This window comes from Polymorphobacter sp. (assembly GCF_048007885.1).
Lineage (GTDB): Bacteria > Pseudomonadota > Alphaproteobacteria > Sphingomonadales > Sphingomonadaceae > Sandarakinorhabdus.
The window spans coordinates 1,606,968-1,633,768 of record NZ_CP180346.1 but is presented as its reverse complement, the minus strand read 5'-3'; the positions used below and the strand labels follow the sequence as shown (position 1 = coordinate 1,633,768).

General features: G+C 68.6%; 28 protein-coding genes. 22 read left to right on the top strand and 6 right to left on the bottom strand.

The annotated features are described in order from the left end of the window. The first annotated feature begins 2 nt into the window (after window positions 1-2). The 7 genes from ACMVO5_RS07660 (at window position 3) to phnE (ACMVO5_RS07630) (ending at window position 7,598) form a co-directional block, all read left to right on the top strand. Window positions 3-1,943 carry a TIR domain-containing protein gene (locus ACMVO5_RS07660; RefSeq protein WP_416906932.1) on the top strand — a complete coding sequence of 647 codons (1,941 nt, stop codon included), beginning with the start codon at window positions 3-5 and terminating at the stop codon, window positions 1,941-1,943. Between the two features lie 34 nt (window positions 1,944-1,977). After that, entirely contained in the window at window positions 1,978-2,178 is a 201-nt protein-coding gene (locus ACMVO5_RS07655) for a hypothetical protein (protein ID WP_416906931.1), read from the top strand. 34 nt (window positions 2,179-2,212) lie between these two features. Next, the gene (locus ACMVO5_RS07650; RefSeq protein WP_416906930.1) at window positions 2,213-3,931 is read left to right on the top strand and encodes a hypothetical protein; all 1,719 of its coding nucleotides are present in this window, start codon (window positions 2,213-2,215) and stop codon (window positions 3,929-3,931) included. Window positions 3,932-4,039: 108 nt separating this feature from the next. Beyond that, a complete protein-coding gene (locus ACMVO5_RS07645) occupies window positions 4,040-4,993 on the top strand; it encodes a phosphate/phosphite/phosphonate ABC transporter substrate-binding protein (protein ID WP_416906929.1) in 954 nt (317 codons plus the stop codon). A gap of 11 nt (window positions 4,994-5,004) precedes the next feature. Then, window positions 5,005-5,829 carry a PhnD/SsuA/transferrin family substrate-binding protein gene (locus tag ACMVO5_RS07640; RefSeq protein WP_416906928.1) on the top strand — a complete coding sequence of 275 codons (825 nt, stop codon included), beginning with the start codon at window positions 5,005-5,007 and terminating at the stop codon, window positions 5,827-5,829. Window positions 5,830-5,832: 3 nt separating this feature from the next. After that, a complete protein-coding gene (gene phnE / locus ACMVO5_RS07635) occupies window positions 5,833-6,741 on the top strand; it encodes a phosphonate ABC transporter, permease protein PhnE (protein ID WP_416906927.1) in 909 nt (302 codons plus the stop codon). After that, complete coding sequence (gene phnE / locus ACMVO5_RS07630) at window positions 6,738-7,598, top strand: phosphonate ABC transporter, permease protein PhnE (RefSeq protein ID WP_416906926.1); 861 nt, start codon at window positions 6,738-6,740, stop codon at window positions 7,596-7,598. Before phnE (ACMVO5_RS07635) ends, phnE (ACMVO5_RS07630) begins: the two co-directional genes overlap by 4 nt. Here phnE (ACMVO5_RS07630) and ACMVO5_RS07625 read toward each other — a convergent pair. Then, window positions 7,585-8,484 carry a carbohydrate kinase family protein gene (locus tag ACMVO5_RS07625; protein ID WP_416906925.1) on the bottom strand — a complete coding sequence of 300 codons (900 nt, stop codon included), beginning with the start codon at window positions 8,482-8,484 and terminating at the stop codon, window positions 7,585-7,587. The genes phnE (ACMVO5_RS07630) and ACMVO5_RS07625 overlap by 14 nt on opposite strands. Before the next feature lie 87 nt (window positions 8,485-8,571). Here ACMVO5_RS07625 and ACMVO5_RS07620 point away from each other — a divergent pair, with 87 nt between their 5' ends. Genes ACMVO5_RS07620 through ACMVO5_RS07595 form a run of 6 tightly spaced genes read left to right on the top strand, consistent with a single transcriptional unit; the run spans window position 8,572 to window position 12,768 of the window. Then, the gene (locus ACMVO5_RS07620; protein ID WP_416906924.1) at window positions 8,572-9,483 is read left to right on the top strand and encodes a DMT family transporter; all 912 of its coding nucleotides are present in this window, start codon (window positions 8,572-8,574) and stop codon (window positions 9,481-9,483) included. Between the two features lie 47 nt (window positions 9,484-9,530). Further along, window positions 9,531-10,319, top strand: a complete 789-nt coding sequence (gene phnC, locus ACMVO5_RS07615; RefSeq protein WP_416906923.1) for a phosphonate ABC transporter ATP-binding protein — start codon at window positions 9,531-9,533, stop codon at window positions 10,317-10,319. After that, window positions 10,316-11,002 carry a DapH/DapD/GlmU-related protein gene (locus ACMVO5_RS07610; protein WP_416906922.1) on the top strand — a complete coding sequence of 229 codons (687 nt, stop codon included), beginning with the start codon at window positions 10,316-10,318 and terminating at the stop codon, window positions 11,000-11,002. Before phnC ends, ACMVO5_RS07610 begins: the two co-directional genes overlap by 4 nt. A 12-nt stretch (window positions 11,003-11,014) precedes the next feature. Further along, the gene (phnN, locus tag ACMVO5_RS07605) at window positions 11,015-11,560 is read left to right on the top strand and encodes a phosphonate metabolism protein/1,5-bisphosphokinase (PRPP-forming) PhnN (RefSeq protein ID WP_416906921.1); all 546 of its coding nucleotides are present in this window, start codon (window positions 11,015-11,017) and stop codon (window positions 11,558-11,560) included. Beyond that, entirely contained in the window at window positions 11,561-12,385 is an 825-nt protein-coding gene (locus tag ACMVO5_RS07600) for a transglutaminase-like domain-containing protein (protein WP_416906920.1), read from the top strand. Next, window positions 12,385-12,768, top strand: a complete 384-nt coding sequence (locus tag ACMVO5_RS07595) for a VOC family protein (protein WP_416906919.1) — start codon at window positions 12,385-12,387, stop codon at window positions 12,766-12,768. The genes ACMVO5_RS07600 and ACMVO5_RS07595 overlap by 1 nt, the downstream gene beginning before the upstream one ends. Window positions 12,769-12,777: 9 nt before the next feature. Here ACMVO5_RS07595 and ACMVO5_RS07590 read toward each other — a convergent pair whose 3' ends face one another. The 4 genes from ACMVO5_RS07590 to phnF all read right to left on the bottom strand — a co-directional run bounded on the left by ACMVO5_RS07590 (window position 12,778) and on the right by phnF (window position 17,353). Next, on the bottom strand, window positions 12,778-14,634 hold the full coding sequence (locus tag ACMVO5_RS07590; RefSeq protein ID WP_416906918.1) for an ABC transporter ATP-binding protein: 1,857 nt from the start codon (window positions 14,632-14,634) through the stop codon (window positions 12,778-12,780). A 69-nt stretch (window positions 14,635-14,703) separates the two neighbouring features. Next, entirely contained in the window at window positions 14,704-15,444 is a 741-nt protein-coding gene (locus ACMVO5_RS07585; protein WP_416906917.1) for an endonuclease/exonuclease/phosphatase family protein, read from the bottom strand. Then, a complete protein-coding gene (locus ACMVO5_RS07580) occupies window positions 15,441-16,574 on the bottom strand; it encodes an alpha-D-ribose 1-methylphosphonate 5-triphosphate diphosphatase (protein ID WP_416906916.1) in 1,134 nt (377 codons plus the stop codon). Before ACMVO5_RS07580 ends, ACMVO5_RS07585 begins: the two co-directional genes overlap by 4 nt. A 38-nt stretch (window positions 16,575-16,612) precedes the next feature. Continuing rightward, window positions 16,613-17,353 (bottom strand): phosphonate metabolism transcriptional regulator PhnF, encoded by a 741-nt coding sequence (phnF, locus tag ACMVO5_RS07575; protein WP_416906915.1) that lies wholly within the window; start codon window positions 17,351-17,353, stop codon window positions 16,613-16,615. A gap of 143 nt (window positions 17,354-17,496) precedes the next feature. Here phnF and phnG point away from each other — a divergent pair, with 143 nt between their 5' ends. Genes phnG through ACMVO5_RS07535 form a run of 8 tightly spaced genes read left to right on the top strand, consistent with a single transcriptional unit; the run spans window position 17,497 to window position 24,106 of the window. Then, window positions 17,497-17,991, top strand: coding sequence for a phosphonate C-P lyase system protein PhnG (phnG, locus tag ACMVO5_RS07570; protein WP_416906914.1), 495 nt, complete (start codon window positions 17,497-17,499; stop codon window positions 17,989-17,991). A 4-nt stretch (window positions 17,992-17,995) separates the two neighbouring features. Then, a complete protein-coding gene (gene phnH / locus ACMVO5_RS07565) occupies window positions 17,996-18,616 on the top strand; it encodes a phosphonate C-P lyase system protein PhnH (RefSeq protein WP_416906913.1) in 621 nt (206 codons plus the stop codon). A gap of 4 nt (window positions 18,617-18,620) precedes the next feature. Further along, complete coding sequence (locus ACMVO5_RS07560; RefSeq protein ID WP_416906912.1) at window positions 18,621-19,745, top strand: carbon-phosphorus lyase complex subunit PhnI; 1,125 nt, start codon at window positions 18,621-18,623, stop codon at window positions 19,743-19,745. Beyond that, a complete protein-coding gene (locus tag ACMVO5_RS07555) occupies window positions 19,742-20,653 on the top strand; it encodes an alpha-D-ribose 1-methylphosphonate 5-phosphate C-P-lyase PhnJ (protein WP_416906911.1) in 912 nt (303 codons plus the stop codon). The genes ACMVO5_RS07560 and ACMVO5_RS07555 overlap by 4 nt, the downstream gene beginning before the upstream one ends. After that, window positions 20,650-21,465, top strand: coding sequence for a phosphonate C-P lyase system protein PhnK (phnK, locus tag ACMVO5_RS07550; protein WP_416906910.1), 816 nt, complete (start codon window positions 20,650-20,652; stop codon window positions 21,463-21,465). Before ACMVO5_RS07555 ends, phnK begins: the two co-directional genes overlap by 4 nt. Before the next feature lie 35 nt (window positions 21,466-21,500). Next, the gene (gene phnL, locus ACMVO5_RS07545; RefSeq protein WP_416906909.1) at window positions 21,501-22,217 is read left to right on the top strand and encodes a phosphonate C-P lyase system protein PhnL; all 717 of its coding nucleotides are present in this window, start codon (window positions 21,501-21,503) and stop codon (window positions 22,215-22,217) included. A 48-nt stretch (window positions 22,218-22,265) separates the two neighbouring features. Beyond that, complete coding sequence (locus ACMVO5_RS07540; protein ID WP_416906908.1) at window positions 22,266-23,408, top strand: alpha-D-ribose 1-methylphosphonate 5-triphosphate diphosphatase; 1,143 nt, start codon at window positions 22,266-22,268, stop codon at window positions 23,406-23,408. Continuing rightward, the gene (locus ACMVO5_RS07535) at window positions 23,405-24,106 is read left to right on the top strand and encodes a DUF1045 domain-containing protein (protein ID WP_416906907.1); all 702 of its coding nucleotides are present in this window, start codon (window positions 23,405-23,407) and stop codon (window positions 24,104-24,106) included. The genes ACMVO5_RS07540 and ACMVO5_RS07535 overlap by 4 nt, the downstream gene beginning before the upstream one ends. Before the next feature lie 122 nt (window positions 24,107-24,228). Here the strand turns inward: ACMVO5_RS07535 and ACMVO5_RS07530 are convergent, their stop codons facing one another. Continuing rightward, window positions 24,229-26,097, bottom strand: a complete 1,869-nt coding sequence (locus tag ACMVO5_RS07530; protein ID WP_416906906.1) for a sensor histidine kinase — start codon at window positions 26,095-26,097, stop codon at window positions 24,229-24,231. 8 nt (window positions 26,098-26,105) lie between these two features. On the opposite strand from ACMVO5_RS07530, the gene ACMVO5_RS07525 reads away from it, so the two are divergent. After that, window positions 26,106-26,747 (top strand): response regulator, encoded by a 642-nt coding sequence (locus tag ACMVO5_RS07525; RefSeq protein WP_416906905.1) that lies wholly within the window; start codon window positions 26,106-26,108, stop codon window positions 26,745-26,747. Window positions 26,748-26,801: the final 54 nt, after the last annotated feature.

The following is a 26,801-nucleotide window of genomic DNA, read 5'->3' as shown; positions in this document are numbered from 1 at the left end:
GTGTGGACGACAGCGCCAGCGAAATGGACACAGCCGCAACAGGCCCCAGCCTGTTCGTCAGCTATGCCCGCGCCGACCGCGCCCGCGTCCGCCCGCTCGTCGATGCGCTCGTCGCTGCCGGCCATGCGGTCTGGTGGGATGCGCTCATCGACGGCGGTGCCGCCTTTGCCAAAACCATCGAGGCCCGGCTCGCCGCCGCCGATGCCGTCCTCGTCGTCTGGTCGGCCAATTCGGTCGACTCCGACTGGGTGCGCGATGAAGCCGCCCATGCCCGCGACCGGGGCCGCCTCGTGCCCGTCTCCCTCGATGCCGCCGCCCCGCCGCTCGGCTTCCGCCAATATCACACCATCGATCTCTCGGGCTGGACCGGCGCGGCGTCAGCTCCCGAATTCCTCAGCCTGAAAAACGGCATCGCCAGCGTTGCCAAAGGAACGCCCGCGTCCCGGAGCGATCCCGCGCCCGTCCCCGCCCCCACCAGATCGTCAGGTCTCTCCCGCCGCATTCTCCTCGCCGGTGGCGCGGTCGCTGCGGCGGCGGCAGGCGGCCTCGCCGTGCTGCGGCCGTGGCAGGCGACCACCCCCGGCAATGCGCTCGCCGTGCTGCCCTTTGCCAATCTCAGCGGCGATCCGGGGCAGGATTATTTCTCGCAAGGCCTGTGTGAAGAGGTGCGCGCCGCCCTTGTCCGCATCACCGCGCTCAAGGTCGCCGCCCCCACCTCATCCAATGAGTTCAAGGGCCGCAGCCAAGATGCCGCCACCATCGCCAGCCGGCTCGGCGTCGATTATCTGCTTGAAGGCAGCGTCCGCAAATCGGGCGATCAGGTCCGCGTCGATGTCACCCTCACCGATGTCGCCGCCGGCTTCGTCAGCTGGACCGAGCGGTTCGACCGCAAGCTCGAAGACGTGTTCGCCGTGCAGAGCGAAATCGCCACCATGGTCGCCGGCGCGCTGCTGCCGCGTGTCGCCGCCGATGACGGCGAGCTGCCGGGCGGCACCCGCAACATCGCCGCCTATGATGCCTTTCTGCGCGGCCGGGCGCTGTTCAACGCTGATGCCGGCCAGAGCAGCGATGAGGCGGCGCTCGCCCAGTTCGAGTCCGCGCTGGCGCTCGATGAAGGTTTCGCCGCCGCCCATGCCGCGCGCGCCCGGGCGCTGGCCGGCATCGCCAGCCTTTATGCCAGCGGCGATGCCATTTTCGAAACCTACACCGAAGCCGTCGCCGCCGCGCGCACGGCCACCGAGCTCGCCCCCGATCTCGCCGCCGCCCATCTCGCATTGGGCTTTGCCACATTGAACGGCTTTCTCGATTTCAAGGGCGCACGGCCGGCCTATGAAAAGGCGTTCGCGCTCGGCCAGGGCGATGCCGACATCCTGCTCATGTATGCCTATTTCGCCTCCAAGCTCGGGCGCGGCGAGGAAGCGCGCCGGGTCATTGTTCGCGCCGAACAGCTCGATCCACTCAACCCGCGCACCTTCCGCGCCGAGTCCGCCATCGAGCTCGGGCTGGGCAATGCGCAAAATGCCGTCGCCCGCGCCCGTCAGGCGCTGGCCATGAACCCCGCCCTGTCGGCCGCGCACTGGCAGATCGGCATGGCCGAGCTTGTGCAGGACGATCCCGCCGCCGCCCGCACCGCCTTTGCCGCCGAGCCGCAGACGCATCTGCGCCTCTCCGGCCTCGCCATCGCCGAACATCGCCTCGGCAACAGAGCGCAGGCCGAAGCCGCGCTCTCCGAGCTGGTCGCCGCGCGCGGCGACAGTGACAGCTATCAGCAGGCGCAGGTGCTGGCCAGCTGGGGCCGCCCCGAAGCGGCGCTCGCCGCGCTTGAGCGCGCCCATGACATCCGCGATGGCGGCATGACCTCGATCCTCATCGACCCGATGTTCGCGCCGCTTCAGGATGAGGCGCAATTTAAGCAGTTGCTAAGCCGGATGGGATTGGCCTAGCCTTGGTTCATCAGATGGCTTGAAAGGACCAACCATGCGTCCATTGCTCGTTTTCGCGCTGGCAGCCGCGATCCCGCTGGCCGCCTGCGGCAGCCCCCAGAGCGCGCCCGAAACAGCCTCTGAAGAATCGGGTGACACCCGCCGCGGCGGCACCGGTGACACGCGCGAGTCCGCCGGTGACACAAGGCGCGGCGGCACCGGTGACACGCGCACCGGGACCGAGGACAACCGATAGGCCGGTCCGCCCGCGCAGCTTTGACAGGGCGCAGATGACCCTTGAGCCATTGACCGTCGGCGTGACCGGCCACCGCCCGGCGCGGCTCGGCGATGTCGAAGACGCAGCGCTGGCCGCGCGCATGCGCACGCTCTTTCAGGCCATCGCCGATGCCGCTGGCCCCGGCCCCGGCTTGCGGCTGGTCAGCAACCTCGCCGAAGGGGCAGACAGCATCGCCGCCACCGTCGCCCTCGACATGGGCTGGCAGCTCGATGTCGTCCTGCCCTTCGAGCGCAGCCGCAACGCCGAAGACTTCCCCGACGAAAGCGCGCGGGCCGCGCTCGAAACCCTGCTCGCCCGGGCCACATCGGTGTTCGAGCTCTGCAGCGGCTGTTCCGCCCCCGAGCCAACAGGCGCCGCCTATGAACGCGCCGGCCGCGTCATGCTGGCCCAAAGCGACCTCTTGCTCGCCGTCTGGGACGGTCAGCCCGCCCAGGGGCGCGGCGGTGCCGGCCAGATCGTCGCCGAAGCCGTCGCCAGCGGCGTCCCCGTGCTCCACATGCCCCTCGACCCCACCGCCCCGCCCCGCCTCCTCTGGGCCGCGCCCGACAGCGATGACATCGGCCCCCACAGCCTCGACACCGTCCCCAATTCCGGCCTCGACGCGCTCCCCCGCCTCACCGCCCACCTCACCCACAGCGAAGACAGCCCGCCCCCCGCCAGTCCCGCAAAGGGCCGCCTCACCGCGTCCGCCGTCTATCCCGTCTTCCTCGCCGCCATGGGCGTTCGCAAGCTCAGCGCCGCCGATTTCGCCGCCGCAAGCCCCGAGGCCGCCCGCGCCGAATTGCGCGCCAGCTGCGCCGCCGCCCGCGCCGCCACCCCCTTCGGCCAGCAGCTGAGCGGCGTGCTGGCCCAAAGCTTCGGCGCCGCCGATGCCAGCGCCACCGATCTCTCCCGCCGCTTCCGCAGCGCCTATATCGCCAACTACACGCTCGCCGCCCTCGCCGTCTTCACCGCCCTCATCGGCCTCGCGCTGCCCAAGGCCGCCAAGCCGGCGCTGCTCGTCACCGAACTCATCATCATCGCCGCCATCCTCATCATCACCCGGCTCGGCAACAAGTCGGCCTGGCACAAGCGCTGGCTCGATTGCCGGCAGGTCGCCGAACAGCTCCGCGTCCTCGCCATCAGCGCCCAGCTCGGCGATCTGCGCCTGCGCGCCAACGGCCAGAGCGCGGCGCGCACCGTCGCCCGGCGCCTCGGCCTGCCCAATGCGGTCGCAGACCCCGCCTATCTCGCCGCCATCGCCGCCGATCTCGGCACCCTCATCGACGCGCAGATCGCCTATCTCGAAGCCGATGCGCACCGGATGCACCAGCTCGAACACCGTCTCCACCGGCTCGGCGGCGTCCTCTTCCTCGCCACCGCCACCGCCTGTCTTCTCTATCTCGCCGCCACCCTCACCCTCAAGGCCAACCCCGGCCGCTTCGAAGATCTCGCCGCGCTCGTCATCTGGGGCACCATCCTCACCGCCGGCCTGCCGGCCATCGGCTCGGCCATCTACGGCATCCGCATGCAGGGCGATTTCAGCGGCGTCGCCGAGCGCGCCGCCGCCCGCGCCCGCGATCTCCGCCGCCTGCGCCAGCTCACCCGCCGCGCGCTGCCAAGCTACGACAATCTCGCCCGCCACGCGATGATCGCCGCCGATGTCCTGCAAGGCGAGCTCAACGACTGGCTCCGCGCCAACAGCGCCCGCCCCCTCGCCCTGCCCGGCTGACCCCGCCCTCCCGACAATTCCGGCCCTTGTCCACAGATCGCCGCCTGCGCCGTCGCGGGACTGTCACGCGGCTCGGATAGAAGCTCCATGGGAGGCCGGGAGACTCACGTGACTCGACAATCAATGGCCATCAGCGCGCTGCTGCTGCTCGCCGCTTGCGGCGGCACCGAGCAACCCTCAAACCTCACCGGCTGGCGCGCCGAAGTCGGCCAGATCCGCATCGGCGCCAATATCGGCGAGGAAAACCCCACCGCACTCGCCCGCCTCGAAGCTTACGGCGACTATATCGCCGCCTCCACCGGCCTGCCGGTCAAGATCTACAAGGCAGCCGACTATAATGGCGTCATCCAGGCCCTTGCCTCGGGCCAGCTCGAAATGGCCACCATGGGCCCCGCCGCCTATGCCAATGCCCGCGCGCAAATGGGCGAAAAGGTCGAGCCCATCCTCGCCACACGCACCGCCGAAGGCGTCTCCGGCTATTACAGCTCCATCGTCGTGCGCGCCGACAGCCCCTATCGCACCCTCGACGATCTCAAGGGCAAATCCGTCGGCTATGTCGATTTCAACTCCGCCTCCGGCTATGTCTTCCCGCGCTATACGCTCAAGCAGCAGGGCTATGACCCCGACAGCTTCTTCGGCCAGTCATCGATCAGCGGCGGCCATGTGCAGGGCGTCCTCGCCCTCGACAATGGCCAGTTCGACGCCGCCTTCTTCGTCGCCTCCGACGGCACCCCCAAGTCCGGCTTCTCGTCCGGCTCCATCTACTCGCTGGCCCGCCGCGGCCTCGTCAAGGTCGAGGATTTCCGCATCATCTGGACCGCCGGCCCCATCCCCAATTCGCCCTATGTCATCCGCGCCGATCGCCCCCAGCCGCTCAAGGACATCCTGCGCGGCGCGCTGGCCGCGCTGCCCTATGACGAGCCGGAGATCTGGGAGCAGATCGGCCTCGCCCCCGGCAATGATTTCAAGCCCACAAAGGCCGCCGATTACGACGTGATCGTCGCCATGCGTAACGACGAAGTCGCCAGCCGCCGCCCCGGCGGCAGCGCCAGCCAGCCTTGATCGGCCCCGCCATGATCCGTCTCGCCACAACCCTTCTCGCCGCCCTGCTGTCCGCCCCGCTCGCGGCGCAAGACACAAGCGCTCCCTTCCGCCTGCTTGTCCCAGACGCCGGCCTTCAGGGCTGCGCCCCCAGCGGCGATGCCGAGGCCTACCGCGCCCATCTCGAAGCCCGGCTGGCCCGCCCCGTCCAGCTCTGCGGCGCAGAGAGCGCCGCCGCCGCCGCCGCCGCGCTCAACGCCGGCGAGGCCGAGATGGTCCTGCTCGATCCGCCCGCCTTCGAGGCCGTCAAGGCCAGCGCCCGGGCCATCCTCGCCGGCCGCCGCAATGCCGAAACCGGGCGCACCCTCACCGTCGCGCTGGTTCCGGCCACCAGCCCCCGCAAGACGCTCGCCGATCTCGCCGGCGCCGTCCCGATCATGGCCGATGAGCGCGAGGCCAGCTTCGCCGTCCCCCTCCAGGCCCTTGCCGATGCCGGCGCACCCACCGCAAGCTTCCAGACCCCGCTGGTCGTGCGCGGCGATGAAGCCGCCTTCAATGCCCTGCGTGCCGGCCGCGGCGATCTGCTCATCGTCACCGCCAGCGCGCGCCAGCGCGCCTGCGCCAGCCCCGATATCGAGGTCGATCCCTGCGCCGATCTGCGCGAGGTCTGGCGCGGCCGCCCGCGCGCGCCGCATGCCTTTGTCGTCGCCAATGCCATGCCCATCGATCAGCGCCATCAGCTCGTCGGCATCCATGTCGGCCTGCATTTCGAAGCGCCGCGCGCCATGGCCTTCCTCGCCCGCGCGCTCCCCGGCGCACAGGCGCTCGATCCGGCCGAAGCGGGCGCGCTGCGCTAACCCATGCTGCACATCCCGCTTTCAAGGTCCGAGCGCGAAACCGTCGAAGCCTTCGAAGAGCAGCGCCGCCTCCAGCTCCGCCGCAGCCGCCTGTCCGGCCTCGTCCTGCTGCTCGGCGTCTCGGCGCTGCTCGGCATCTCCTTCCATGTCAGCGATTTCTTCAGCGGTTCCCACGGCGATGATCCCTGGCAGCGCATCGCCTCGCTCCTCGATCGCATGGCGCCAGATCTCCGCGCCGAAGTCCTGCTTGAAAGCCGCGAAACCCCCGGCTCCTTCGCCAGCTGGTTCTACGAGTTTCCGCGCTGGCTCGCGCTCTTGTGGGAAACGGTGCAGATCGCCATCGTCGCCACCGTGCTCGGCACCATCGGCGGCGGGCTGGCCTCGCTGCTCGCCTCCAAAAATCTCGCGCCCGCCCCCTGGCTGCACTGGGGCACCCGCCGCACCCTCGAAATCATCCGCACCCTGCCTGATCTGATCGTCGCGCTCATCCTCGTCGCCGCCTTCGGCATCGGCCCGCTCGCCGGCGTCATCGCCATCGCGCTCGGCACCACCGCCAGCCTCGGCAAGCTGTTCTCGGAGGCCAATGAGAATGTCGATCCCGGCCCCATGGAGGCGATCAGGGCCGCCGGCGGCAGCTGGTGGGCGCAGATGCGCTTCGGCATGCTGCCACAGGTCATCCCCACCCATGCCTCCTATGCGCTGATGCGGCTGGAAATGAACGTCGGTGCCGCCGCCGCGCTCGGCGTCGTTGGCGCTGGCGGCATCGGCATCGAGCTGTCGCGCGCCATCACCTGGATGCAGTTCGATACCTATCTCGCCATCCTGCTGCTCATCATCGGCCTGATCTTCGTCATCGACATGGTCTCCGAAGCCGTGCGGCACCGGCTGATGGGCCTTGGGGCGGCCGCATGAACGGGCCTGCCGCAACACCACGGCCCGACCTCCCGCAGCCCGATATCGAGGCAGCGCTGCGCATCGCGCCCGATGCGCTGCGCCGCGCGCCGCTTGAGCGGCTGGTCCGTCTCCTCGTCTATGGCCTGATGGCAGCGGCCTTTGCCGTCATGTGCCACAATGTCGGCTTCAATCCCGATACCTTCGGCCGCGGCATGTCAAAGCTCTTGGGCTTCATGTCGGGCATGTTCCCGCCCACCGCCAACGGCGGCGAGGTCCGCATCCTGACCGCGCTCGCCACCACCTTCGCCATGGCCGTCGCCGGCACCGCCCTTGCCGTGGCCGGCGCCCTGCCACTCGGCCTGCTCGGCGCCAAGACGTTGGTCCGCCAGCCGCTCGTCCATTTCCTCATCCGCCGCACCTTCGACATGTTTCGCGGCATCCCGGCGCTGGTCTGGGCGCTGGTGCTCATCGTCGCCTTCGGCCTTGGCCCCTTTGGCGGCGTCATCGCGCTGGCGCTGTCCGATATCCCGCGCCTCGCCAAGCTCAATGCCGAGGCGATCGAAAACGCCGATACCCGCCCGCAGGAGGGCATCCGCGCCGCCGGCGGCAATGCCCTTCATGCCATCCGCTTCGGCCTGTTGCCACAGGTCGCCCCGGTCATCGCCAGCCAGTCGCTCTATGTGCTCGAATCCAATTTCCGCAGCGCCGCCATTCTCGGCATCGTCGGCGCCGGCGGCATCGGCTATGAACTCGAAGAGCGCATCCGCATCTTCGCCTTCGATCAGGTCGCCTGGATCGTCATCGCCTATGTCATCTGCGTCATGATCCTCGACTTCGTGTCCGAGCGGATCCGGACGCACCTCATCCACGGTTGAACATGGCAAAGCCCTTTGCGCCCGGCTCGGCGGCCGAGCCCTCGATCCCGACTGCCACCGCCGCCCAGCCCGCGGCATGGGCCAGCGCCTCGGCCATCGTCGCGTTCGCCAGCAGCGCATCGGCAAGCCCGGCCATGAACACATCGCCCGCGCCCGTGGCATCCACCACGTCTGCCGGCGCCGCCGGCTGGGCCAGCACCGTCTCGCCCGAGCCGGCCCGCGCCCCATTCGCCCCGTCGGTCACCACGCCCCAGCCGTCCGGCGCCAGCGCGTCGCCGAACACCGCCTTCGCCGCCCCATATGGGTCGGCAAAGGCCTCGCCGCCCAGATCGTCGCTCGAGCCGACCGCGACATCCGCGCGCGCGGGCGGCGCCCCCAGCCGCGGCATGTGCGCCACCACCAGCCGCCCGTCAAACAGCCCGGCCCCGGCCGGAATCTCGGGCACCGCGCCGCGCAAGACCAGCGCATCGGGCGCAAAGCGGCGCACCAGCTCGGGGTCGATCGACCAGGGTTGCCAGCCCCCGCGCCAGCCAATCCCCAATATCGTCCGCTGCCCGCCCGGCTCGATCAATATCTGCACCGATGGCGTCGGCCCGGCGTCCACCCGCACCCCGTCCAAAGACAGGCCGCGCTCGTGCAGCGCAAACAACACATATTGGCCCTGCGCATCCTGCCCCACCCGGCTGGCCACCAGCACCTCATGGCCCGCCAGCACCAGCGCCGAGGCGATGTTGGCCGCCCCGCCGCCCAGCCGCCCCGCCAGCGTGCCGCTGCCGCTCGGTGCCGCAAGCCCCTGCGCGCCGATGCGCCGGCCCGCGATCAGCGGTCGGTCGAGCCATAGCGGCACATCCCAGCCAATCGTTCCCGAAACCAATATGCGGGCCATGCCGCCTCTCCCTGCACGCGCAACCACGTCACCGCCAAAGCTGACGCGGCGCTCAGGGATTCGCTACCGCAAAGCTGGAAATATTCTTTGACATCTCACAAATTTGTCGCGCCCGCCAAAGCCGCCAGTGCGCGCCCCCAAAATGGCCGCGCCACCGCCTTCTATCTGCTCGGCATCCTCATCTCCACCGCCATGGTCTGGATGATCAAGACGCTGGGGCAGGACTATGGCGCCTTCCAGATCATGGTCGCGCGCGGTGCCGTCATGGCCGTCGTGCTGGCCCCCTTCGCGCTGATGCGGCGCGCCGTGCCGCGCGTCTCGGGCACCCCGCTCAAGCTCGCCGGGCGCTCGCTCATGGCCTTTGGCGGGCAGGCGATGGGCATCGCCGCCATCGCCGCCCTGCCGCTCGCCCAGGCCCAGGCGCTCGGTTTCACCAAGGGATTCCTCGTGCTCGCGCTCGCTGTGCTGATGCTCGGTGAGCAGGTCGGCTGGCGTCGCTGGGCCGCCATGGCGCTTGGCATGCTGGGCGTGCTGATCATCCTCGAACCAGGTCAAGACATTGATCCCGCGGGCTTTCTGGCGCTGGGCAGCGCCATCTGCTTCGCCGGCTCCACCATCGTCGTCAAGGATCTGACGCGCGACACCGACCGGCTGACGCTGATGTTCTGGGGGGCGGCCGGCCAGTCGGCGCTGGCGCTGCCGCTGGCGCTCATCTGGTGGGTCGCGCCGCCGCTCCCTGATCTGCTGATCATGCTCTGCCTCGGCCTCGTCGCCATCCTGCTGCAAAGCATCATGCTCACCGCCTTCCGGCTCGGCGATGTCAGCGCGCTCGCGCCGCTCGATTATCTGCGCCTCGTCACCGGCACGATCCTCGGCTTTCTGGCCTTTGGCGAAGTGCCCGGCCCCGCCGTCCTCATCGGTGCTGCCCTCATCATCGCCGCCAATTTCGCCGCCTCCTGGCGCCCCGCCAGGCAGGCCGCAACCCCCCGCGTCCTGTAACATTCCCATCACACGCCAGACCTATGCTGCGCACAAGGAGACTCGCCATGCTCGAACTGCGATCGGTCAGCAAGACCTTCGGCACCAACAAGGCCGTCGATGAGGTTTCGCTCAACATCGAGGCCGGCGCCATGGTCGGCATCATCGGCCGCTCCGGCGCCGGCAAATCGACCCTGCTCCGCCTCATCAACCGGCTCTGCGATCTCTCCTCGGGCGAGATCCTCTGGCGCGGCATGCCGGTCACCCGGCTGCAGGGCGAGGCGCTCAGCGAATGGCGCGCCTGCTGCGGCATGGTCTTCCAGCAGTTCAACCTCTCGCCCCGCCTCGACGTGCTCACCAACGTGCTCACCGGCAGCCTCTACCGCAACAAGGGGATCCCTGCGCTTTTCAAGGCCTTCCCGCAGTCCGAACGCGCCCGCGCCATCCTCGAGCTTGACAGTCTCGACATGGCCCATGCCGCCATGCAGCGCTGCTGCACCCTGTCCGGCGGCCAGCAGCAGCGCGTCGCCATCGCCCGCACCCTGATGCAGACCCCCGACATCATCCTCGCCGACGAGCCCATCGCCTCGCTCGACCCCGCCAATGCCGAAACCGTGATGGACACGCTCCGGCGCATCAACCGCGAGCGCAACATCACCGTGCTGGTCAACCTCCACGCCCTCGACATCGCGCGGCGCTACTGCCCGCGCATCATCGGCATGGCCGCTGGCCGTGTCGTCTTCGACGGCCCACCCGAAGCCCTCACGCCTTGCGCCGTCGAAAAAATCTACGGCCGCCACGTCATCGAAGCCCCCGCCCCCGAAATCCGGGTCAAGCAGCTCGAAGCCGTCGCATGAGCGGCCGCCTGGCCGGCCGGGCCCTGCCGCCCGGCTATGAATATATCGCCCGCCACCGGCCCGACCCCGAAGCCAGCCGCCCGGCGTCCGCCCCCGCCATCTCGCCCGAGGCCAATGTCCATGATTGCATCCTCGGCCCCTGGACCCGCGTCGGCGGCCGCACCTCGCTTATGGAAACCGAAATGGGCGCCTACAGCTATATCGTCACCGATTCGAGCAGCGCCTACGCCACCATCGGCAAATTCTGCTCCATCGCCCGCGACACCCGCATCAACCCCGGCAACCACCCCACCTGGAAAGCCGCGCTCCACCATTTCACCTACCGCTCCGTCTCCTACCAGCTCGGCGACAGCGACGACGCCGATTTCTTCGAATGGCGCCGCGCCGATCACGTCCACATCGGCCATGATGTCTGGATCGGCCACGGCGCCACCATCCTCGCCGGCGTCAGCATCGGCACCGGCGCCGTCGTCGGCGCAGGGGCTGTCGTCTCCAAGGATGTCGCCCCCTTCACCATCGTCGGCGGCGTCCCCGCCAAGCCCATCCGCGCGCGCTTCCCCAAGCCAGTGCAAGACGGCCTGCTCGCGCTCGCCTGGTGGGACTGGGAGCATGAAAAGCTCGCCGACGCGCTCGCCGATTTCCGCGCCCTCGATGCCGACGCCTTCGTCGAAAAATACAGCTGACGACCCGCGCCCATGACCGCCCCGCTCATCCTCGTCGTCGGCCCCTCCGGCGTCGGCAAGGACACGCTGCTCGCCGGCGCCCGCGCCGCCCTCGCCGATGATCCCGCCTTCGTCTTCGCCCGGCGGGACATCACCCGCCCCCCCGACCCCGGCGGCGAGCCCCACAATCCCGTCAGCGCAGCCGAGTTCGCCGCCATCGCCGCGCGCGGCGGCTATCTCCTCCACTGGCAGGCGCACGGCCTCAGCTACGGCCTGCCCATCGCCCTCGAGCAGGCCCGCCAGCAAGGCCGCACCGTCGTCGCCAACGGCTCGCGCGCCACCATCGCCGAAGCCCGCGCCCGGCTCACCCCCCTGCGCCTCGTCGCCGTCACCGCCCCGCCGGCGCTGCTGCGCGCCCGCCTCGCCGCACGCGGCCGCGAAACGGCCCCCGAAATCGACGCCCGCGTCGCCCGCGCCGCCGCCCATCCGGTCAGCGGCGATGATGTCATAGAGGTCGTCAACGCGGGCACGGTCGAAGACGGCGTCGCCGCCCTCATCGCCGCGCTCAGGAGGCCCTGAATGACCGACCAGTTCGAAGCCATCCTCGCCGAGCCCGCCCCCTATACCGGCCACGGCCTCTATCCGGTCCCGCCCGAAACCCACCACCAGCGCGTCCTCGAAACCGATTTCGAAGGCGCCACCCCCGAGCGCGTCATCGCCGACCGTGACGGCCGCACGCTCGCCTGGCTGCTCAAGCTCAACGACGGCGCCACGGCGCGGGTCCGCCACGGCTTCGTCGCACACGGCGAGGGCCTGCCCGCAACCGCCTTCGTCCCCGGCGCCTCGCCCTTCGAGCGCGCCTCGCCCGCGCTCGAAGCCCAGATCGCCGCGCTTGCCCTCCCCCCAGACCCGCCCGCGCGCTGCCGCGCCGTCATCCAGTTCGTCGCCGATCATTTCACCTATGGCCGCCGTGAAACCCCGCTCGGCGCCGATGAGCCCGCCATGCCCGCGCTCGAATGCGGCCTCACGCCCGGCTCCTGCGTCGACATGCACACGCTCGCCGTCGCCGCCCTGCGCGCGGCCGGCCTCAAGGCCGCCTATGTCATCGGCTGCCATGTCGCCGAGGGCCGAACCCAGCACCCCACCGGCCATTGCTGGCTCAATGTCGAGGCCGAGGGCACGCCGCCGCACTGGGACATCTCCCACCATGTCCAATATGGCCAGCGCACCATCACGCCCGCGCTCGATCCCCGCCCCGGCCGCCGCTTCGCGCTGAGCCATGGCCGCGGCCTGGTCTTCGAAGGGCCGGAACGCCCCGTCAGCCTCCCCTCGCTCTCCGGCATCCATCTGCTCACCGGCCCGCGCGCCGGCACCAAGCTGCCCACGCTCGGGCGGTTCGCCTGATGACCGGGCCGGCGGTCAAATCCATCTATCCGGTGTTCTTCGTCCGTGATGCCGCACAGGCCGCGGCGCATTATCAGGCCGCCTTCGGCTTCAAGCTGGATTTCCTGTTCGGCCAGCCCACGGTCTTTGCCGCTGTGTCCCGCGGCGGCCACCGCATCTATCTGCGCGGCGTCGATGCGCCCAATTTCGCCAGCCTCGCCGCCCGGGAATCGCAGCTCATCCTCGCCATGGTCGAAGTCGATGATGTCGAGGCGGTGTTCGCAGACCTTGTGTCGCGCGGCGCCGACATCGCTCAGGGCCTCACCCGCTACAGCTGGGGCGGAACCGATGTCCATGTCCGCGATCCCGACGGCAACGTATTTTCCTTCGTCACCATCGACTGACAGACAGCTTCAGCCGATATAGGCCCATTCCTCTTCCGCCGCGTGCAGCCGGGCATAGGCCCCGCCCCGCGCCAGCAGCTCGCTGTGCGTCCCCTGCTCGACAATCCGCCCGGCATCAAACACCAATATCCGGTCGGCATCGCGCACCGTTGAAAGCCGGTGGGCGATGATGATCGTCGTCCGCCCCGCCATCAGCTCGGCCATCGCCGCCTGAATCAGCCGCTCCGTCACCGTGTCGAGGCTCGATGTCGCCTCGTCAAACACCACGATCGGCGCATCGGCCAGAAAGGCCCGCGCAATGGCCACGCGCTGGCGCTCGCCGCCCGAAAGCTTCACCCCGCGCTCGCCCACCAGCGTCCGATAGCCCTGCGGCAGACAGGCGATGAACTCATGCGCCCGGGCGCGGCGCGCGCAATCGATGATCTCGGCCTCGCTCGCCTCGGGCCGGGCATAGGCGATGTTGTCGGCCAGGCTGCGGTGAAACAGCACCGGCTCCTGCGGCACGATCGACACCGAGCGCCGCAGGCTGGTCTGCTGCACGCCGGCAATGTCCTGCCCGTCAATCCAGATCGCGCCCTCGTCGACATCATAAAGCCGCTGGATCAGCTTCACGAAGGTCGATTTGCCCGAGCCCGACGGCCCCACCAGCGCCACCCGCTCGCCCGGCGCGATGCGCAGGTCAAAGCCGTCATAAAGCGGCGGCCGCGCCCGACCCTGTCCCGCCAGCGCCCGGTCGGCCGGATAGGCAAAGCGCACATTGTCGAAGATGATCTCGCCGCGCCCATGCGGCCCGCCAATCCGGAGCGGCGGCGCCGCCGGCAGGTCGGCCACGCCCAAAGGCGCCACGTCAAACTCGATCAGGTCGGCCAGTTCGGCGCTGGCCCGCTGCAGCGTGCGGATATGGTCGCCCACCTGCCGCAGGCTGCCGCCCAGCTGAAAACAGGCGGTGATCACAAAGGCCACATCGCCCGGCGTCGCTTCCCCGCGCTGCGCCAGCCCGATCAGCAGCGCCAGCATCCCGGCCTGCAGCAGCAGCCACAGCCCCTGCTGCGCCAAATTCACATAGCGCGCCCGCCCCCATGAAATCAGCGCCCGGTCATGCCAAACGCTCGTGATGGTGCGAAACAGCGCCTCCTCGCGCGCTTCCGCGCCAAAGCCCTTCACCGCCGCATTGTTCGACACGGCATCGGCAATCGCCCCGCCGATATGGCTGTCGGCGGCGGCCGCGCGCACATTGGCCGGCCGCACCCAGCGCACCGCCAGCACCACCGACACCGCGACATAGACGGCGATCATCCCCATGAAGAACAGCCCGACCATGGGAAAGCGCGAGAACATGATCAGCGCGAGGCCCGTGATCACCAGCGACAGCGGCAAAAACTGGCGGATCAATATGTCCGAAATCTGCTCATAGGCCCATTTGCCGCGCGTGAGCTTGCGCACCGTCGAGCCGGCAAAGCTGTTGGCATGCCAGTCCGAGGAAAAGCGTTGCACCTTGGCAAAGCCGTCATCCAGCACCGCGCTCATGCAGCGTGCCGCCACCACATTATAGATGAGGCTGTTGGCCAGCCCGAGCAGTTGATAGAGCGCCAGAAGCCCGGTCATCGCGCCCAGCGCCAGAAAGGCGGCGCGCCCGGCTGCCGCCGCCGCGCTGCCGCTGCTGCCCTGCCGTGCGGCCTCGCCCAGCGTGTCGACCAGCCGCCCGGCCGCCACCGGCACCAGCACTTCAGCCGCCACCATCGCCAGCGTCAGCACCACCACCACCGCGAGGCGCTGCGGCACCAGCGCCCAGTAGCGGCGGCAAAAGGCCAGCGTCTGGCGCCAGTCGGCCTGAAAATGCTGCGTGTCGGGGTGCGGCTTGTCCATGGTCAGCCGCTATGACAATTGCATGTCAGCCGCGTGACGCTCCGCCGGACAGTTCGGCCATTTGTCGGCCTAAATCAGCGCCAGCTCGGCCAACACCCCGGCATGGTCGCTGGGCAACACCCCCGCGCGCCCCGGCTGGTCCAGCACGATCCGCGCCGCGCGAAGGCCGATCCGCGCCGCGCCAGCGCGCAGCACGACATGGTCGATGAGCACGTCCGGAAGCGCCCCGGCCAGCCCGATCCGGCTGCTCGCGCCCGCCAGCAGCGGCGCCGTCGAGGCCCATTCGGGGGCCGTCAGCAGCGCCAGCTCGGGCGCCTCCCAGCGCGCATTGAAGTCGCCTGCCAGCACCAGCGGGCCGTCGCACGCCGCCGCCGCCACCAGCGCCGCCAGCTGCGCCGCGCGCAGTGCGCCCGCGCCACCCCCGCGCAAATGGCTCAGATGCAGGCTGACCACCCTGAGCTGCCCCAGCGGCGTGGCAAAATCAGCGGCCAGCGCCTTGCGCCCGCCGTCTTCAGGCGTCGTCGGCACGCCGATCGACAGGCTGTGCAGCGCTGGCGTCCGGCTCAATATGGCCAGCCCCGAGCTGGAAGGCACACCGCCGCGCGCCTTGTGCCGCGCCGCCACCTCGGTCACGTGCAGCCCGGTCGCTGCTGCCAGCAAGGGGGCGGCCGCGCGCCCGCCGCCCGTATAAACCTCCTGCAGGCAGACGATATCGGGTTGCAGGGCAGACAGCCCCTCGGCAATGGCGTCCATGCGCGCCGGCCAGTCGCCCTCATCCTTCCAGATATTGAGGGTGACGATCCGGATCACCCGACCCGCTCGCCCGCCACCCAGACCCCGCGCACGATCACCTGGCCCTGGTGCTGGCGCACCCGCACCACATCGCCGCGCCGTCCCGGCACCAGCGCGCCGCGGTCATCAAGGCCCATGGCGCGCGCCGGCGCGCCGGTCACCGTGTCCACCGCCTGTTCCATCGGCAGGCCCCAGCGCTCGCCGGCCAGCGCAAAGGCGCATTCAAGCAGGCTGCGCGGCACATAATCCGAGGCAAAGCCGATGTGCATCCCGGCCTCGATCAGCGCGCTCGCCGGCACATTGCCCGAATAGGAGCCGCCGCGAATCAGGTTCGGCCCGCCCATGATCACGCACATGCCATGCGCCCGCGCCGCTTCCGCTGCTTCGGCCGTCACCGGAAATTCGGCGATGGTGACGCCGTGGCTGGCGGCATCCTCGATATGGGCCACGGTCTCGTCGTCATGGCTGGCCAGCGGCAGCTTCTGCTCATGGGCGATGGCGGCCACAAACCGCCGGTTTCTGGCGTCATTGCGCGCCACCCGCTCGGCGCGCTCGGCCATGCGCGCCGCAATGTCATCCTCGCTCAGCCCTTCCTTGCGCCACATGGTGAAAAAGCGGCTGGTGTTGCGATACTGGCGCTGGCCCGGCGTATGGTCCATCAGCGAATAAAGGCCGGTCAGCGGCCGCTCGGCGAGCGGCGGCAGCCAGTCGGCCAAAACATCAGACGGCGCCTCGCAGCGCCAGTGGATGCGGTGGTCGGCCTTCAGCATGCCAGCCGCCACCGCGCCGTGCAGGCCATCGACCAGACGGTGCAGATTATCGGCCTTGCGCGACTCGCCAGCCCCGAAGGAGCCGACCGAGAGCGAATCGTAAACCGTCGTCACCCCCACCGAAATGCAGAGCCCGTCATGCACGATCGCCGCCGACACCGGGTTCCAGTCGATGCCGGGCCGGGGGAAATAATGGCGCTCCAGATTGTCAGTGTGAATGTCGATGATGCCGGGGATCAGCCAGTCGCCCTCGCAGTCGAAACCGAGCGCGCTGTTCCCCTCATCAATGGCCGAAATCACCCCGTCCGCCATGGCAAGCGCGCCAGACACGACGCCGTCCGGCGTGACGATGCGGGCATTGGTAAGAATGGCGGACATGAAGGCTCCGGGGCTGGCTTGCGAAGAGGGAAGGGGGGTCAGGCGATCGAAGAGCTGCTCTCGGCCTCGATCAGCAGCTCGATTCGGTCAGACGCGATGCGCGCCTCGCCATATTCAAGCGGCCGCTCCAGGCTGTCGACATTCCATGAGCGCGTCACCAGAAGCGGGATATGCCGGGGCAGGCCCAGCAGTTCGGCCTCGGCAGCGCTGGGCAGCCGCGACGAGATCCGCGTCCGCGCCCGCGTGTAATCCGGCACGCCGCAGGCCGCCAGCGTCTGGGTGATCGACTGTGTCGCCGTATAATGTTTGCGAAAGCCGGGCAGCCGCGCCGAGACGAACCAGTGGGTCGAAATCGAGATCGGCTGCTCATGGGCATAGCCCATGCGCTCGATGAAGATCGCCGGCGTCCCCGCCTTCACCCCAAGCGCGGCCCCCACATCCGGGGTGGCGGGCCGCTGCTCCAGCGTCAGCAGCCGGGTTTCCAGATCCGCCGCCTGCGGCTGCAACAAGTCGGAAAAGCGCGTCCGCCGGCCGATTCGATACTGCATCGTCGGCTTGCGCACAAAACTGCCGCGCCCCTGCGTCGATTCCACAAGGCCGCGCGCCTGCAAATGCGAAAGCGCGCGGCGCACCGTGTAGCGATTGGTGTCAAACTGGTCGCAAAGCCGCTGTTCGGTCGGCAATTTGTCCCCGGGCGCAAGGTCGCGCGCCAAAATCCGGCTCTCGAGCGACTTTGCGATTGTCCGCCAGAGCGGCTCCTGACGCGCCGGACGCGCCATTCTTTTCATTTCCTCTACTTGCATTACACTTGCTCTATAGATTTGTTACAACATGTTTTATAAATGTCATATTTCTGAAACAAATAAGCGCTTGTCCAGAACATAGCAGAGAACTAATAAGAGGCAAGTAACGAGGTCAATAAATGTCGAATTTGTCAGATACCACCGCCCAACCCGCTGATGGATTTGTTGCATCCGCCGCCCCTGAGCGTCGCGACTGGCTGTCCGTCCTCGCCAAGGCCCGCCCCGACGAGCTGCTGCCCCTGTGGGAGCGTCTCACCCCGCCCGAGGCCACGCTGCTGCGCGCCCCTGAGGTCGGCATGGTCATGGTCCGCGGCCGCGCCGGCGGCGCCGGTGCCGCCTTCAATCTCGGCGAAATGACCGTCACCCGCTGCGCCGTCCGCCTCGCCACGGGTGCGACCGGCATCGGCTATGTCTCGGGCCGTGACAAGCGCCACGCCCATGCCGCCGCCATCATCGACGCCATGATGCAGTCGCCCGCGCTCCGCCCCCAGGCCGAAGCCGGCGTCATCGCCCCGCTCAAGGCCGCCGCCCACGCCCGCACCGAGGCCGCCAGCCGCAAGGCCAAGGCCACGCAGGTCGAATTCTTCACCATGGTCCGCGACCGGAAAGCCTGATCCCATGTCCACCGCTCTCGATCTCGCCCAGCTCCTCCCGGGCTTCGTCGATCCCACCCGCGAGAGCCAGTCGGCCTTCCGCGCCATCATGAATGCCACCGCCCGCCCCGGCACGCTGGCCGATCTCGCCGCCGCGCCTGCGCCGCCCGAGGGCCTCAGCCGCGCCGCCGGTGCCGTCGCCCTCACCCTCATCGACGCTGACACCCCGCTCTGGCTCGATCCGGCCTGGCACGGCACGCCCATTGAAACCTGGCTGCGCTTCCACTGCACTTGCCCGCTCGCCGATGCGCCCGCCACGGCCGCCTTCGCGCTCATCGCCGATCCCGCCGCCATGCCGCCGCTCGCCGCCTTCAACCAGGGCGACGCCCGCTACCCCGACAGGGCCGCCACCCTCATCCTCCAGCTGCCGTCGCTCACCGGCGGCCCCGCGCTCAGCCTCGAAGGCCCCGGCATCGCCAGCCGCACCCCCGCCGCACCCCAAGGCCTGCCCTCAGGCTTCTGGGACGCCCGCGCCGACCTCGTCGCCCATTTCCAGTTCGGCATCGACCTGATGCTCTGCGCCCAACACCATCTCCTCTCCATCCCGCGCACAACGCGCGTCACCGAAATCAGCAAGGGAGCCTGAAGCCATGGCCTATGTAGCCGTCAAGGGAGGCGAGCGCGCCATCACCAACGCCCATGCCTGGCTCGCCGAGACGCGGCGCGGTGATCCGTCCGTGCCCGAGCTCTCGGTCGCCCAGATCCGCGAGCAGATGCAGCTCGCCGTCGACCGCGTCATGGCCGAAGGCTCCTGCCACGATCCCGACCTCGCCGCGCTCGCCATCAAGCAGGCGCGCGGCGATCTGCCCGAAGCCATCTTCCTGCTCCGCGCCTATCGCACCACCCTGCCGCGCTTCGGCGCCTCCACGCCCGTTGAAACCAGCCGCATGGCCGTCAGCCGCCGCGTCTCGGCCGCCTTCAAGGATATCCCCGGCGGCCAGGTCCTCGGCCCCACCTTCGATTACACCCACCGCCTCCTTGATTTCAAACTCGCCGCCGAAGGCGGGGTCCCGCCCGCCGCCCCCGTGGCCGAAGCGCCCATGCCCGATGCCATGCCCACCATCGCCTCGGTCTTCGCCCATGAAGGCCTGCTCGAAACCCCCGAAGCCGGTGATGACAGCGCCGAGCCCTATGACCTCACCCGCGAGCCCATGGCCTTCCCCGCCGCCCGTGATCAGCGCCTGCAGGCGCTCGCCCGCGGCGATGAAGGCTTCCTCCTCTCGCTCGCCTATTCCAGCCAGCGCGGCTGGGGCTCCACCCACCCGCTGTGCGGCGAAATCCGCATGGGCAGCGTCAGCGTCGGCTTCGTCCCCGACGAGCTCGGCTTCGAAATCGAGATCGCCGACATCACCATGACCGAATGCCTGATGCTCTCCGGTTTCGCCAGCATCAACGGCGAGGCGCCGCAATATACCACCGGCTACGGCCTCAGCTTCGGTCACAACGAGCGCAAGGCGATGAGCATGGCCATCGTCGACCGCGCGCTGCGCGCCGCCGACATGGGCGAGGAGGTCAACGCGCCGTGTCAGGACGCCGAGTTCGTCCTCTACCATTCCGACACGGTCGAAGCCTCGGGCTTCGTCCAGCATCTGAAGCTCCCGCACTATGTCGATTTCCAGGCCGATCTGCTGTTCCTGCGCCGCCTGCGCAAAGAGCACGCCGCCGCCGCCGCCAATGCCGCCAACGCCGACCCGATGAAGGAAGCCGCGGAATGACCAGCACGGCCAACAGCGAAGAACGCTATTACAACTACGCCTATCTCGATGAGCAGACCAAGCGGATGATCCGCCGCGCCATCCTCAAGGCGCTCGCCATCCCCGGCTATCAGGTGCCCTTCGGCAGCCGCGAAATGCCCGTGCCCTATGGCTGGGGCACCGGCGGCATCCAGCTCACCGCCGCCGTCATCGGCCCCGAAGATGTCTACAAATGCATCGATCAGGGCGCCGACGACACCACCAACGCCGTCTCCATCCGGCGCTTCTTCGCCCATGTCGCCGATGTCCAGACCACCGAAGACACCGGCGAGGCCACCATCATCCAGAGCCGCCACCGCATCCCCGAGCGCCCGCTCGAAGAGGGCCAGATCATGGTCTTCCAGGTCCCCCAGCCCGAGCCGCTGCGCGGCCTCGAACGGCGCGAGACCGAAACCCGCGCCATGCACGCCTATGCCGAATATGGCCTGCAATATGTCTCGCTCTATGAAAACATCGCCGCCTTCGGCCGCATCGCCGGCGGTGCCGGCTATCCCGTCCTCATCGACGAGCGCTATCTCATGAGCCCGTCGCCCATCCCCAAGTTCGACAATCCCAAGATGCACATGTGCCCGGCCATCCTGCTGTTCGGCGCGGGCCGTGAAAAGCGCATCTATGCCGTGCCGCCCTACACCAGCGTGCGCAGCCTCGATTTCGAGGATTATCCCTTCGAAGTGCAGAGCTGGACCGAGTGCTGCGCGCTGTGCGGCGCCAAAGACAGCTATCTCGATGAAGTCGTGCTCGACGATGCCGACAACCGCATGTTCGTCTGCTCCGACAGCCATCACTGCGCCGAGCGCCGCGCCCAGGGCCATGCCGGCCCCATGGCCGGCCACACGCTCGCCACCAGCGAAGAGGAACCGGCGCAATGAGCAACGTCGCAACAGCAGAGCGCGTCACCGATCCGGCCGATGCCGGGCCGCTGCTCCGCGTCTCGGGCCTCACCAAGCGCTATGGCCGCATCACCGGCTGCACCGATGTCTCGCTTGAAATGCGCCCCGGCGAAGTGCTGGGCATCGTCGGCGAAAGCGGCTCGGGCAAGACCACGCTGCTGAACTGCATCTCCGGCAAATTGCCGCCCACATCGGGCACCATCGAATTCAACGCCCGCCGCCACGGCCTCACCGACATCTACGCCCTGTCCGAGCCGGACCGCCGCCGCATGCAGCGCGAGGATTGGGGCTTCGTCCATCAAAACCCGCGTGACGGCCTGCGCATGCGCGTCTCGGGCGGCGCCAATGTCGCCGAGCCGCTGATGAACCTCGGCCAGCGCCACTATGGCCAGATGCGCGAGCAGACCATGGCCTGGCTCTCCCGGGTCGAGCTCGATCTCGCCCGCATCGATCACAAGCCCGCCAATTTCTCCGGCGGCATGCAGCAGCGCATCCAGATCGCCCGCAATCTCATCCACAATCCCCGCCTCGTGTTCATGGATGAGCCGACCGGCGGCCTCGATGTCTCGGTGCAGGCGCGCCTGCTCGATCTGCTGCGCGAGCTGGTCCGCGATCTCGGCCTCGCCGCCATCATCGTCACCCATGACATGGCCGTCGCCCGCCTCATGGCCGATCGGCTGCTGGTCATGAAGGGCGGCCGCGTCGTCGAGCAGGGCCTCGCCGATCAGGTCCTCGATGATCCCCAGCATCCCTATACCCAGCTGCTCGTCTCCAGTGTGCTGCAACTCTGAGCGGCCCGCCAGCCGCCCGAAACAGGATCACCTTCATGACCCCTCCCGCCACGAACCAGCCCGCCATCCGCGTCGAAAACCTGTCCAAGCTCTTCACCCTGCACAATCAGGGTGCCACCGTCATCCCGGTGTTCGCCGAGCTGGCGCTGGAGGTCTTCCCCGGGGAATGTGTCGTGCTCGCCGGCGAAAGCGGCATCGGCAAATCCACGCTGATGCGCACCATCTACGGCAATTATCTGCCCAGCGGCGGCGGCGTCCATGTCCTCCATGACGGCGCGCCCGTCGACATCACCCGCGCCACCGCGCACGAGGTGCTCGACATCCGCCGCCGCACGCTCGGCTATGTCAGCCAGTTCCTGCGCGTCATCCCGCGCGTCTCCACCCTCGATCTGGTCACCGAGCCGCTTCTCGAAAATGGCGTGCCGGCCGATGAAGCGCATGACCGCGCGGTCGCCATGCTGCGCGCGCTGCGCCTGCCCGAAGCGCATTGGGAGCTGCCGCCCGCCACCTTCTCCGGCGGCGAGCAGCAGCGGGTCAACATCGCCCGCAGCTTCATCCGCGAATATCCGGTGCTCCTCCTCGATGAGCCGACCGCCAGCCTCGATGCCGCCAACCGCGCCATTGTCGTCGATCTCATCAAGGCCGCGCTGGCCAAGGGCGCGGCCATGGTCGGCATCTTCCATGATCTCGATGTCCGCGACGCGGTCGCCACCCGCCTGTTCGACGTCAGCGCCTACAAGACCGCCGCCTGAGGGGCCGCCGCCTGAGGGGCCGCCGCCTGAAACCAAGGGAGCCGCACCATGACCCACAAGATCTTCTCCCGCCACATCGTCACGCCAGACCGTGTCCATGCCGGCCATGTCATCCTCGATGGTGACACCATCCTCGCCGTCGAGCCCGCCGAGCGTGCGGCCGCCAATGCCTTTGATTGCGGTGATGATCTGCTCATCCCCGGCCTTGTCGACATTCACACCGACAATCTCGAAAAACATTATCAGCCGCGCCCCGGCGCGCTCTGGGATGCGCTGGGCGCCGCACTCGCCCATGACGGCCAGTGCATCACCGCCGGCATCACCACCGTCTTCGACAGCCTGGCGCTGCACGGCCAGAAAGACGGGCTTGACCGCGGTGACGCGCTCGGCCCGATGATCGAGGCCGTGGACCGGGCCGGCGATGAAGGCCTGCTGCGCGCCGAGCATCTCCTCCACCTGCGCTGCGAAGTCACCAATCCACGGCTGGCCGACCTCATCGCCCCGCATATCGAAAACCCCCGCCTGCGCCTCATGAGCGTCATGGATCACACGCCCGGCCAGCGCCAGACCGCCAATCTCGACCGGCTGAAAGACCGCATGGCCCGGCGCGGCGCCTCGCCAGACGAGATGGAGCTGCTGCTCGCCGACCGCACCTCGTGGCGCGATTCCGCCGTCGCGCCCGAAAATCGCGCCCATGTCGTCGCGCTGGCCCATGAACATGCGATCCCGCTGATGAGCCATGATGATGAGAGCATCGCCCATGTCGAGGAAAGCCATGACGATGGCTGCATCGCCGCCGAATTCCCGGTGACGCTTGCCGCCGCGCGCACGGCGAAAAACTATGGCATGATGACCGTCATGGGCGGACCCAATTTCGTGCGCGGCGGCTCGCATTCGGGCAATCTCGGCGCGCGCGAGTGCGCGGCTGAAGGCCTGCTCGACATTCTCGCCTCCGATTATGTGCCGCTCTCGATGCTGCGCGCCGCCTTCCAGCTCACCGAAGCCCCCTTCGGCTGGTCGCTGCCCGCCGCCATCGCCACCGTCGCGCGCAATCCCGCCCGCATCACCGGCCTCACCGATCGCGGCGACATCGCGCCCGGCCAGCGCGCCGATCTGGTGCAGGTCCACCGCGCGCCCGGCGGCTGGCCGGTGCCCCGCGCCGTCTGGGTCCGGGGTCGCCGCGCCGCATGAGCATCCGCTACGCCGTCTATTACGCGCCGCCCGCCGCCCATCCGCTGAGCCAGCTTGCCAGCCAATGGCTGGGGCGCGATGCCTGGACCGGCGCCACCCTCGCCCGCCCCCCCATTGCCGGGCTCGATCTGGACGGCGAGGCGCTTGACGCCCTCACCGCCGCCCCGCGCGGCTATGGCTTCCACGCCACGCTCAAGGCCCCGTTCGCACTGGCCGAGGGATGCAGCGAAGCCGATCTGCTCGCAGCCGTCGCCCGGCTGGCCACTGCCACCGCCCCCTTCGACATCGATCTCCAGGTCGCCTCGCTCAGCGGCTTCATCGCGCTCACCCCGCGCCGCCCGTCCGACGCGATGGTCGCGCTGCACACCGCCTGCGTGCGCGATCTCGATGCGCTGCGCGCGCCGCTCTCCGAGGCCGATCTCGCCCGCCGGCGCCGCGCGCCGATGACGCCCGAACAGGACGCGCGGATGGTCGAATTCGGCTATCCTTGGATCTTCGAGGATTTCCGCTTCCACATGACGCTGACCGGCCGGATCACCGACAGCGACCGCCGCGCGCAGCTCGTTGCCGCGCTCGCCGCCCATCTCGCGCCGGCAACCGGCCTCCACCACGTCGACCAGATCTGCGTCTTCCGGCAAGACAGCCGCGACACCCCGATGCACATCATCCAGGCCAGCCCCTTCCAGCCCGCCTCTTGACATTCATAACCATATCGGTTATTCTATCATTGTTGGATTTGGTGCTGAACCTTTTGGCTCCGCCGCCAACCGCCTCATATTGTTAAGGCCCGGCCTAACCTTCCTCACCTTCCAAACCCACCTCAAACCACCAGCCGCGCCACCGTTCCGCGCGGCGACGGGCTCGCCAAAGACCAGTCGAGCCGCTGCTGCCCGGCCAGATCGCTCACAATCCCCAGCCCCAGCCCCCGCCCCTCGGCCGGCGTCTTGTCGGGGGCCAGCGCGCCGTGATTATGCACTTCAAACACCAGCTGCCCGCCCCGCCGCCGCACCCCGATCAACACCCGGTCGCCCGTGCCATGCTCAATCGCATTGGTCACGAAATTCCCCAAAATCCTGAGCAATCTGAGTGGCTCCGCCTCAATCACCGCGCTGCTGTTCACAGTCCTCAGCGCCTTGCCATGGCGCTGCGCCAGCCCCTCATGCACCTGCGCCAGCGTCTCGATCAGCAGCCCCGCCTCAAACGTCTCCGCCCTCGCCTCGGGTGCCGCCTGTTCCCTTGATGCCTCGGCCAGCACATTCTCCACCAATTGCTCCATATAATCGAGCGATTGTGCAACGGTTTCAGGCCGTTGCGCCCCCTCGCCGTCCATGTTCGCCATCACCGCGCGCAGCGCAAACAGCGGCTGCCGCAAGTCATGGCACGTCTCCGCCAACGCCCGGCTGCTCGCCTGCGCCATCGTCTGGGCCAGCTCATAACTGCGGTCCAGCCGGCTAAGTCGCTGCATCAGCTTCACATTATTCTCCTGAACCGCCAGCCGCGCCCGCATCGCCGCATCCCGCTCGCGGCGCAGCAAGATATAGCCGCTGACCAGCGCCAACCCCATCATCAGCCCATCAAAGACCATCGCCCCGCTCATCACCGTCAAAATCTGGATGCGGGTCAGCTCAATGCCCAGCCACCGCGCCGCCACCGTGGCGAAGACCGCCACCAAAAAGCCTGACCAGCCAATCACATAGAAGATGTAGCGAACCCCTGCCCGGCGCATCGCGGCAATCCCCAGCACAAGGAACCCGACCACCGAAAGCGCCGTCACCGCCACAGCAATGTCCTTCAATATGCGCACCTCGACCACAAGGCTGGCAGCCACCATCACCAGCTGGCTGGCCATCAAAACGCTCAACACCCGGTCCGTCCGCGGCGCAAATCGCCACGTTTCAAGGTAGTTGCGGGCGAACCAGGCCGCCGTGACCACCAGCATCGCGCCCAGTGGCAGCGATGAAAACTCGTTCCATTCCGGCCGGTCGGGCCACAAGAATCGAAACGCATGCCCCTCGCGCTGCAAGATGTAGAGCAGCACACTCGAAGCATAGACCCCATAAGACAGAAACACCTGCCGCTGCGTCACCGCAGCGGCAATCAGTCCCGCCAGTGCACAGGCAATGATGATGCCATAAAGCACGAAGTCCCGTGCCATCTTGCCATTGGTATAGTTGATGAAACTTGTCGGCGTCTCGATGTTGAACGGCATTGCCGTCGAGCCATCAGACCGGTATCTCATCCACAATACAGATGGCCCCGGCGGCAACGCAAGCGGGCTGGCCAGCTCATGAAAAGCAAGGGGGCGCGTATCAAATGCCATGGATGCAGACTGCCGGAAGACGCGCCGTGTCATCCCCCCCGCCTCAAGCCAGACCTCGATTTCGCTCATGAAATTGGCGCCGACATGGATCACGCGCTCCTGCGCCGCACCCGGGTTCTGTATCGGCAGCCGCAGCCAGATCGCCTCCGGCCGGCTGCTGAAATTGGGCTCCGCCCGCGCCACATCCCGGAACTCCGCCACCCGCGCCTGCGCATCCTCCACCCCCATCTGCGCGCCGCGCGGCTCGATGAAGCTCTGCATCGACTGGCCCACCGCCCGCACCGGCTCGCCGGGCCTCACCACCAGCGGCGCCGCTCCGGTCGGCGCGCAGAGCAACACCGCCAGCACCAGAGCCATCAGCCTCAGCATGGTGACCCATGGCTGAAGGCCAGCCTTGCCGCGTCGTCCTCGCTGATGATCATGCCATCGTGCGCGCCGGGGTGCGCGCTGCACTGGAGGAAACCGGCCGGTATATCATCGTCGAAGAGGCCGCCACGGGCCTGTCGGCGCTCGCCGAGGCGCGCGTGCATCAGCCTGACCTCATCCTCCTCGATGCTGCCATGCCCATGGGCTCCGGGCTTGAGATCCTTGAAGAATTGCGTCGCTGGTGTCCGCAGACCTGCATCGTCGTGCTCACCGGGCTGACCTCGCGCGGCGTCCTGCGCTTTGTCCAGGCCGCCGGCGCTGACGGTCTGTTCCTGAAGAGCGACCCGCCGGACATCTGGGTTCCCCTGCTCGACATGCTCGGCAAGGGCGGCTTCATCACCTCCCCCGCCGCTGCCGCCGCGCTGGCCGAGGATGTGCAGACCGACGGCCTGTCGCGGCGTGAAATGCAGGTGCTTCTGGCGGTCGCGCGCGGCGAAGGCAATGCCGCCATCGCCGAGCGTCTCGGCATCAGCGCCAAGACGGTCGACAAGCACCGCACCAGCCTGATGCGCAAGCTGGGCGTTCATTCGGTCGCCGAGCTCCTCGCCGTGGCGCTGCGTGAAGGCCTGCTCGACACCGCCCGCCATATCTGACTCCCTCACCCCTCGCACAGCCAGACTGCCACGACGCCGCCCAAGGGACCAGAG

Coding starts and splice junctions, on each gene's coding strand:
- phnE (WP_416906927.1), top strand. CDS start 5,833: ATGCTGCACATCCCGCTTTCAAGGTCCGAGCGCGAAACCGTCGAAGCC.
- ACMVO5_RS07650 (WP_416906930.1), top strand. CDS start 2,213: ATGACCCTTGAGCCATTGACCGTCGGCGTGACCGGCCACCGCCCGGCG.
- ACMVO5_RS07655 (WP_416906931.1), top strand. CDS start 1,978: ATGCGTCCATTGCTCGTTTTCGCGCTGGCAGCCGCGATCCCGCTGGCC.
- phnN (WP_416906921.1), top strand. CDS start 11,015: ATGACCGCCCCGCTCATCCTCGTCGTCGGCCCCTCCGGCGTCGGCAAG.
- phnK (WP_416906910.1), top strand. CDS start 20,650: ATGAGCAACGTCGCAACAGCAGAGCGCGTCACCGATCCGGCCGATGCC.
- phnC (WP_416906923.1), top strand. CDS start 9,531: ATGCTCGAACTGCGATCGGTCAGCAAGACCTTCGGCACCAACAAGGCC.
- ACMVO5_RS07525 (WP_416906905.1), top strand. CDS start 26,106: ATGGCTGAAGGCCAGCCTTGCCGCGTCGTCCTCGCTGATGATCATGCC.
- phnF (WP_416906915.1), bottom strand. CDS start 17,353: ATGGCGCGTCCGGCGCGTCAGGAGCCGCTCTGGCGGACAATCGCAAAG.
- ACMVO5_RS07600 (WP_416906920.1), top strand. CDS start 11,561: ATGACCGACCAGTTCGAAGCCATCCTCGCCGAGCCCGCCCCCTATACC.
- ACMVO5_RS07640 (WP_416906928.1), top strand. CDS start 5,005: ATGATCCGTCTCGCCACAACCCTTCTCGCCGCCCTGCTGTCCGCCCCG.
- ACMVO5_RS07590 (WP_416906918.1), bottom strand. CDS start 14,634: ATGGACAAGCCGCACCCCGACACGCAGCATTTTCAGGCCGACTGGCGC.
- ACMVO5_RS07560 (WP_416906912.1), top strand. CDS start 18,621: ATGGCCTATGTAGCCGTCAAGGGAGGCGAGCGCGCCATCACCAACGCC.
- phnL (WP_416906909.1), top strand. CDS start 21,501: ATGACCCCTCCCGCCACGAACCAGCCCGCCATCCGCGTCGAAAACCTG.
- ACMVO5_RS07540 (WP_416906908.1), top strand. CDS start 22,266: ATGACCCACAAGATCTTCTCCCGCCACATCGTCACGCCAGACCGTGTC.
- ACMVO5_RS07625 (WP_416906925.1), bottom strand. CDS start 8,484: ATGGCCCGCATATTGGTTTCGGGAACGATTGGCTGGGATGTGCCGCTA.
- phnH (WP_416906913.1), top strand. CDS start 17,996: ATGTCCACCGCTCTCGATCTCGCCCAGCTCCTCCCGGGCTTCGTCGAT.
- ACMVO5_RS07580 (WP_416906916.1), bottom strand. CDS start 16,574: ATGTCCGCCATTCTTACCAATGCCCGCATCGTCACGCCGGACGGCGTC.
- ACMVO5_RS07535 (WP_416906907.1), top strand. CDS start 23,405: ATGAGCATCCGCTACGCCGTCTATTACGCGCCGCCCGCCGCCCATCCG.
- ACMVO5_RS07530 (WP_416906906.1), bottom strand. CDS start 26,097: ATGCTGAGGCTGATGGCTCTGGTGCTGGCGGTGTTGCTCTGCGCGCCG.
- ACMVO5_RS07610 (WP_416906922.1), top strand. CDS start 10,316: ATGAGCGGCCGCCTGGCCGGCCGGGCCCTGCCGCCCGGCTATGAATAT.
- phnG (WP_416906914.1), top strand. CDS start 17,497: ATGTCGAATTTGTCAGATACCACCGCCCAACCCGCTGATGGATTTGTT.
- ACMVO5_RS07595 (WP_416906919.1), top strand. CDS start 12,385: ATGACCGGGCCGGCGGTCAAATCCATCTATCCGGTGTTCTTCGTCCGT.
- phnE (WP_416906926.1), top strand. CDS start 6,738: ATGAACGGGCCTGCCGCAACACCACGGCCCGACCTCCCGCAGCCCGAT.
- ACMVO5_RS07555 (WP_416906911.1), top strand. CDS start 19,742: ATGACCAGCACGGCCAACAGCGAAGAACGCTATTACAACTACGCCTAT.